At 46.4% G+C, this 6,369-nt stretch carries 8 protein-coding genes; 6 read left to right on the forward strand and 2 right to left on the reverse strand.

From position 1 onward, the window contains the following. The first annotated feature begins 263 nt into the window (after positions 1-263). From NG833_RS22730 to NG833_RS22755, 6 genes are all read left to right on the forward strand, one after another. Positions 264-623, forward strand: a complete 360-nt coding sequence (locus NG833_RS22730) for a helix-turn-helix transcriptional regulator (protein WP_254567552.1) — start codon at positions 264-266, stop codon at positions 621-623. 196 nt (positions 624-819) lie between these two features. Further along, positions 820-1,119: a hypothetical protein gene (locus tag NG833_RS22735; protein WP_015151387.1), complete on the forward strand. Its 300-nt coding sequence runs from the start codon at positions 820-822 to the stop codon at positions 1,117-1,119. A 46-nt stretch (positions 1,120-1,165) separates the two neighbouring features. Further along, the gene (locus tag NG833_RS22740; RefSeq protein WP_254567553.1) at positions 1,166-1,942 is read left to right on the forward strand and encodes a cyclopropane-fatty-acyl-phospholipid synthase family protein; all 777 of its coding nucleotides are present in this window, start codon (positions 1,166-1,168) and stop codon (positions 1,940-1,942) included. A 222-nt stretch (positions 1,943-2,164) separates the two neighbouring features. Next, positions 2,165-2,509, forward strand: coding sequence for a cupin domain-containing protein (locus NG833_RS22745; RefSeq protein ID WP_254567554.1), 345 nt, complete (start codon positions 2,165-2,167; stop codon positions 2,507-2,509). 257 nt (positions 2,510-2,766) lie between these two features. Next, positions 2,767-3,072, forward strand: coding sequence for a BMC domain-containing protein (locus NG833_RS22750; RefSeq protein WP_254567555.1), 306 nt, complete (start codon positions 2,767-2,769; stop codon positions 3,070-3,072). A 122-nt stretch (positions 3,073-3,194) separates the two neighbouring features. Further along, complete coding sequence (locus tag NG833_RS22755; RefSeq protein ID WP_254567556.1) at positions 3,195-3,557, forward strand: carbon dioxide-concentrating mechanism protein CcmK; 363 nt, start codon at positions 3,195-3,197, stop codon at positions 3,555-3,557. A gap of 128 nt (positions 3,558-3,685) precedes the next feature. On the opposite strand, the gene NG833_RS22760 is transcribed toward NG833_RS22755, so the two are convergent. Both NG833_RS22760 and kaiC read right to left on the reverse strand, forming a co-directional pair. Beyond that, entirely contained in the window at positions 3,686-4,042 is a 357-nt protein-coding gene (locus NG833_RS22760) for a circadian clock KaiB family protein (protein WP_254567557.1), read from the reverse strand. A gap of 166 nt (positions 4,043-4,208) precedes the next feature. After that, a complete protein-coding gene (kaiC, locus tag NG833_RS22765) occupies positions 4,209-5,933 on the reverse strand; it encodes a circadian clock protein KaiC (protein WP_254567558.1) in 1,725 nt (574 codons plus the stop codon). Positions 5,934-6,369 lie beyond the last annotated feature (436 nt).

Consider the following 6,369-nt stretch of genomic DNA (forward strand, 5'->3'; position numbering starts at 1 on the left):
TCCAACAAATAAATCATCCTTGCTTTGATGCGATCGCACCTAACAAGGCTCTTTTAGCCCGCGCAGGCGGGCTTTGTCCGTGTAGCCCCAGGCTTGAGCCTGCGGGTTTTTTGAAGGTTTTATTTTTTGGAGTTCCCTGAAAGCCCGGTCTTTCAATACGACTCGACCTATCCAGCTATCATATCAGCGAGTGCTGATATGTCTTCTTTCAGGATATCAGTCCTCGCTGATATGTCAACCCCCAAGCCTGTTGCCCCCTATCCATGATTGCCAAACCTCAACTCACCAAAACTGAAGCTACCGATCTGAAGGTCAAACTATTTCGGGGATTTTCTGACTCCTCGCGTTTGTCTATCCTCAATGCTTTGCGAGAGGGACCGAAGAAGGTCAACGAAATTGTTACAGCAACGGGACTCACCCAGTCTAATGTTTCCAATCATCTGAGTTGTCTGCGCTGTTGCGATTTGGTTGTCCGCCAACAGCAGGGGCGTTTCGTGTACTACCAACTCAGTGATGTCCGAATCACCAAGTTTCTCGACCTCGCTGATGAATTAATAGCTGATGTGGCTCTTGGCGTAGACTCTTGCCCTCGTTATGACGTACCCAGGGAAGGAACATTCTAACCAAAAAGGTGTAAAAAGGTGTAATGTGAGAGACAGGAGATCGGGATCGCTTCTGAAGTGGAATTTAATCATTTGTGCCAATCCACCCACCAGGGCGGAATACAGCCCATTAGAGGATATTGACCCCGATTGACAACTGTTTTTCGCCCTAGGCATTGATGTTTTATCCCCTTGATTTGAAACTTTTTAGATAATTATGTACTCCCAAATTCATTACTTAATTCGGTCTAAAATTGACGGTAGCTATATTGCGGCCCATCCTCGCGGGAATGACCCAGATAAACCAGCGGATTCAGGGTATTTGCTGTTGTTTCGCGAACATTTTGATGCGTTAACCTATATGAATAAATATGCCCCGGACTTCAAGGATCGAGTGGCGATCGAATCCATACCGGGTTCTCAGCTAGGTGCTATCCTGAATCGGTGGGGGTTTACAGGAGTGGGTCTCGTTCGAGACCCCCTGCTGCCCCAAGTGGAATTTTTAACGAAAAGTTAAGGGATTTAAACCCCTTTTTGGCATCAAAAATCAGGAAGTTAATATCATGACAACAGTCCCTTTAAATTTTAAAACCGCCCCAGGACATCAAATTTTAGCCGCTGCGGGGAAAACCGTTCTCAGACCCGGAGGAATTGCAGCAACAGAGCAGTTATTGAACTGGGCCAATTTTCAACCGGGGGAAACGGTGCTAGAGTTAGCCTCCAGTTTTGGGGAGAGTGCGATCGCCATTGCTCAACGGTTTGGAGTGCGGGTGGTTGGAGTGGAAAAAAATCCCCAAAGTGTTGAGCGATCGCGCCAAAATATTCGTGCTGCTGGATTGGACTCTCAAATCGAAATCATCGAAGGGGATATTTTTCGTTTAGAGGAGATTCCTGGAGAATTTGATTATGTTTTGGCCGAAGCCATTTTAACTCTGCAATCCCTTCCGGGAAAAACCAAATTGGTCAAATCTATTCGCCAAAAACTCAAACCGGGAGGCAAATTTCTCTCCCAAGAAATGCTGGTTCGGGACAAAGAAGAAGAAATTCATCAAGTGTTAGCCAAAGTCATCCGGGTGAATTCATCTCCCCTTTCCCTCAACCATTGGACAGAGCTTTATGCAGAAGCGGGATTACAAGTGCAGCAAACCCACAGCGGAGGCATGGAATTATTGAGCCTGAAACAACTGATTCGCGATGAAGGATTGGGGGGAACTATCCGCATTGCCAAAAATATCTTAACCAATCCACCGTTACGAGAACGGGTGTTAGAAATGCGCCGCACCTATCTCAACTATCAAAATGAATTAGGGTATGTCGCCATTTGTGCGATCGCTCAATAAAGGTAAAGATTGAGGGAACCGCCCAAGTTCATGGATTGCTTGGTAAAATAGAGGGATAGCCCCTGGAATTCCAGGGGAGCATCTCAATTTTGCCTAAAAACCGATCTGACCTCTTTCTCCCCCTTCCCTTGTAGGGAAGGGGGCTGGGGGGTTAGGTCTCTTGAACAAATTGAGATGCTCCCAATTCAAGGGGCTGTAACCATCATAGGAGTAAAGATAACAATGACTGCGATCGCCCCTAATAACGCCTCGTTTACAACCCAATTAAAAACCCTGATTGAATATCCCACTGCTGGAGTTCTCAGCAAAGTAGTCTTGCAAGATAAAGCCTGTCAATATACCTTATTTTGCCTAGCTGCCGATACGGATATTTCTGAACATACCGCCCCACGCAATGCCACCGTTAATGTCATTGAAGGGCGAGGCATCCTCACCTTAGAGGGAAAAGAAATCATCCTAGAACCGGGGGTTTTTGTGTTCATGCCCGGTAGCGCCCCTCATGCTTTAAAAGCCGAAGAAAATTTAGCCTTTTTGCTGACTTTTTCCGAAAATCCCAAAGCCAGCTAATACCAAATCCGGTTGTAAAAAGTCGATTTTCGCTCTTAGCCCGCGCAGGCGGGCTTCGTCCGTATAGCCCCACCCTTTAGGGTGCGGGTTTTTAGAGACCGGATCCCGTGTAAAACCCGAGGGAGAGTAGGCGAGGGAGTCCCACCAACCTTCGGCTTAATTCTCCCATCGGGCGATCGGCACATAGACGTAAAAAAGGGCTAAAAACCCCCTACAATTAAGGGATACCTTTTATCGTTCGAGGAGACAGAGCGAGAATGCCTGCTGCTGTTGGAGTAATTCAAACATTAGGGTTTCCGGCTGTGCTTGCCGCTGCTGATGCGATGGTTAAAGCCGCCCGAGTCACCCTCGTGCATTATGATTTAGCGGAAAGAGCCGAGTTTATGGTGGTGATTCGCGGACCTGTTTCTGAGGTGGAAACCGCTATGGCGGCAGGAATTGCAGCCGGAGAGAACACCCCTGGGGGTGTCGTCGTTACCCATTATATTATTGCCAATCCCACCCACAATGTGGTCGATGTCATGTCGATCGCCTACACCGATGCAGTGGAACAGTGGCGATGATTCCTGCCCCTACTCCGGACCCGAAAATTATAAAATAATCCGCATCTCAAGACGAAATGTGTCAACAAGCTGCGTAAAATTGGGTTTGGGAGTTTTACAGTTTTGATTGAGGAAATTAGAGGATGCCATCACAGCAAGCAGTTGGAGCACTTGAAACCAAGGGGTTTCCAGGAATTTTAGCAGCAGCAGACGCGATGGTGAAAGCAGGTCGCGTCACCTTAGTCGGGTATATTAGAGCCGGAAGCGCGCGCTTCACCGTGATGATTCGGGGGGATGTCTCGGAAGTCAAAACGGCAATGGAGGCCGGAATTGATGCCGTAGAGCATACATTTGGGGCGACCTTAGAAACTTGGGTAATTATTCCCCGTCCCCACGAAAACGTAGCCTCAGTGCTGCCGATCGACTATTCCGATAGTGTGGAACAATACCGGCAAGCAACAGAAGGGATGAGACTGCCTCGGGGAAATGGTGCACCGCCCCTCTAAGCACAGATAAGGGCGGAGTCCCCAGAAGTAGGGCGCACACCATCGTGCGCTCCTTCTCTTGCTCTGGCTGGATAACAGGAGTCCTGTGAAGCCTCAAACCCCTTGAACTCTCCATCATGATGCCCCAGTTAATTGGAGCGATAATAATTAATATCTAACCCAAGCAGGACCTTTTCCGTATTCGCCAAATCCCCAATAAACTTCTGTAGTGGGGGCGGCAGTTTTTTGACTAAAGTCGGAATGGCAATAATTTGTTCTTGTTCCATCATTTCCGGCTGTTCATAAATATCAATAACTTCTAATTCATATCGTCCCGGTAAATATTCTTCACAAATATTTTTAATTTTGTTGAAAGCTCGATTAGAATTGGGCGTATTTCCCGCAATAAATAAGCGAAGTAAGTATTTTTCCTCCTTGGGTCGCGATAAAAACTCTTCAAATACATCGACCTCGGGTTTAGAGATTTTTTCCGGATTGTTTTCCATGTTCTTTTCCTTGAATGAGACACTGATATCATGGGCTACTCCTAAAAGAGAAATAGCAGACGTTTAAACATTTACACAAATTCTTGTGAGTCGAAGGATAATCTCTGGTAACCCACAAGGGAAGGGTGACTCGCTCTTTCAGCCGTCACGGAATAATTTAGACCCGCTATAAGTCACTATTCCCCTCAACCCGTCGCATTTCTCCCATTTTTATTTCAGTTTCTCGGTGAATTTTTTCCTCCAACTCTTCTTTATGGATTCCCCGTTCTATCTCAGCTTTTTCTAATTCAAAATCAGCTTGCAATGCCTGAATTTTGGCTTCAATCACCGCCCGTTTCCGTTCGATGTTTCGTTGTTTGGTTTCAATTTCTTTTTGCCGCAGTAATGTCTCTGCTTGTTCGCGAGATTCCTGGACGGCGCGCGCTGAACCCGTGAGTACACCGCCCGGTCCAAGATAGGCTTTGATTAATTCTACCCCAGATGAACTCAGGCGAAATTCCCGGACTTGATTCGAGTGTTCCATCCCGCGAGATTTCAGCAGGTACAGTAATCGATTACGTTCGCCGTTGGTTTCCATATCCCGCAGCATCAGCCAGGTATCCATTAATGAAGAAACCCCGATATCTGTACGTTCTAAGGATGTACTGCTGCTGATGGTGAGGCTCGTCATCAAACTGGTGATAATGTGGGTTTTGAGAAAGTCTATCAGGCGCATCAGAAAGGATTTGACTTCGATATCATTTCCGACATAATGCAGGTTAGAAATGGGATCAACAATCACAACCTGGGGTTTTAAGGTTTCGATCGCATGATAGAATTTAACCAGGTGCATTTCTAACCCGTACAGGGTCGGTCGGACGGATTCAAAGACGAGCAAACCATCTTGAACGCAACTTTCTAAGTCTAACCCAATCGATCGCATATTCCGAATAATTTGGTTGGGAGATTCCTCAAACGCAATGTACAAACATCGTTCTCCCCGCCTACAAGTTGCCTGAGCAAAATGTGCCGCTACCGTACTTTTTCCCGTACCTGCGGTGCCACTAATTAAAACACTACTACCGCGATAAAATCCCTGGCCGCCTAACATCATATCTAGGCGATGAATTCCAGTGGAAATTCGTTCCGTAGACACTTGATGATTCAGTCCGATCGAGGTAATAGGAACGACAGAAATTCCGTCTGTTTCAATTAAAAACGGGTATTCATTACTGCCATGTTTGGACCCCCGATATTTGACAATATGTAAAGTCCGGGTGGCAATGCGATCGCTAACTTGCTGTTGCAGACGAATCACACAATCAGAAACATATTCCTCTAATCCTTGGCGGGTGAGGGAATTTTCCCCACTTTCTGCGGTAACAATTGCCGTCACCCCTTTATCTTTCAGCCACCGAAACAACCGCCGCAGTTCGGATCGCACGATCGCCTCATTATCCAATCCGCCAAAGAGCACCTCTAGGGTATCCAAGGCAACCCGCTTCGCTTGGACTCGATCAATGGCGATCGCCAGTCGCAGAAACAATCCTTCTAAATTGTATTCTCCAGTTTCTTGAAACTCACTGCGATCGATATGCACATAATCAATCCCTAATTTTTTTTTGTCTTGTAATGCTTTAACATCCCACCCGAGGGAGATGACATTTTGTCTTAATTCTTCAGCAGTTTCTTCAAAAGATAGAAACACACCGGGTTCATCATAGTCCTCAACACCCTTGATTAAAAACTGCATCGCCATCAAGGTTTTCCCACAACCGGCAGTTCCACAGACTAACGTTGGTCGTCCCTGGGGTAATCCACCCCCGGTTATTTCATCTAAACCTCGAATACCCGAGGGACATTTTTTTAACTCCTGCGGTTCAGTTTTCCCCTTAAAATTTTGTTGAATCATAATTTTACAAATCTATTTTTGAAAGCTTAGACAATGATTACCCTGTAATTATTATATCGCGCCCTCGGTTCTCTCTCGCGCTGCATCAACGCGGATAACGACTGAAGTCGTTACTACAAACGGGGGAATTGCCGGTTTTCTTTGTTCGTAGTAACGACTTCAGTCGTTTCTTTCCCCAGGGATGAACCCGGATAACGACTGAAGTCGTTACTACAAACGGGGAGATTTTCGGATTTCCTTGTTCGTAGTAACGACTTCAGTCGTTTCTTCCCCAGGGGTTATCGCCGGGTTCATCCGAACCCGGATAACGACTGAAGTCGTTACTACAAACGGGGAGATTTTCGGATTTCCTTGTTCGTAGTAACGACTTCAGTCGTTTCTTTACCCAGGGATGAACCCGGATAACGACTGAAGTCGTTACTACAAACGGGGGAAA

The sequence above is a fragment of the Oscillatoria sp. HE19RPO genome (genome assembly GCF_024220515.1).
In the GTDB taxonomy this organism is placed as follows: domain Bacteria; phylum Cyanobacteriota; class Cyanobacteriia; order Cyanobacteriales; family Laspinemataceae; genus Laspinema.

Bases quoted from the DNA above. Each gene is read 5' to 3' on its own strand.
- NG833_RS22755 (WP_254567556.1), top strand. From the start codon at position 3,195: ATGCCATCACAGCAAGCAGTTGGAGCACTTGAAACCAAGGGGTTTCCA.
- NG833_RS22745 (WP_254567554.1), top strand. From the start codon at position 2,165: ATGACTGCGATCGCCCCTAATAACGCCTCGTTTACAACCCAATTAAAA.
- kaiC (WP_254567558.1), bottom strand. From the start codon at position 5,933: ATGATTCAACAAAATTTTAAGGGGAAAACTGAACCGCAGGAGTTAAAA.
- NG833_RS22740 (WP_254567553.1), top strand. From the start codon at position 1,166: ATGACAACAGTCCCTTTAAATTTTAAAACCGCCCCAGGACATCAAATT.
- NG833_RS22735 (WP_015151387.1), top strand. From the start codon at position 820: ATGTACTCCCAAATTCATTACTTAATTCGGTCTAAAATTGACGGTAGC.
- NG833_RS22760 (WP_254567557.1), bottom strand. From the start codon at position 4,042: ATGGAAAACAATCCGGAAAAAATCTCTAAACCCGAGGTCGATGTATTT.
- NG833_RS22750 (WP_254567555.1), top strand. From the start codon at position 2,767: ATGCCTGCTGCTGTTGGAGTAATTCAAACATTAGGGTTTCCGGCTGTG.
- NG833_RS22730 (WP_254567552.1), top strand. From the start codon at position 264: ATGATTGCCAAACCTCAACTCACCAAAACTGAAGCTACCGATCTGAAG.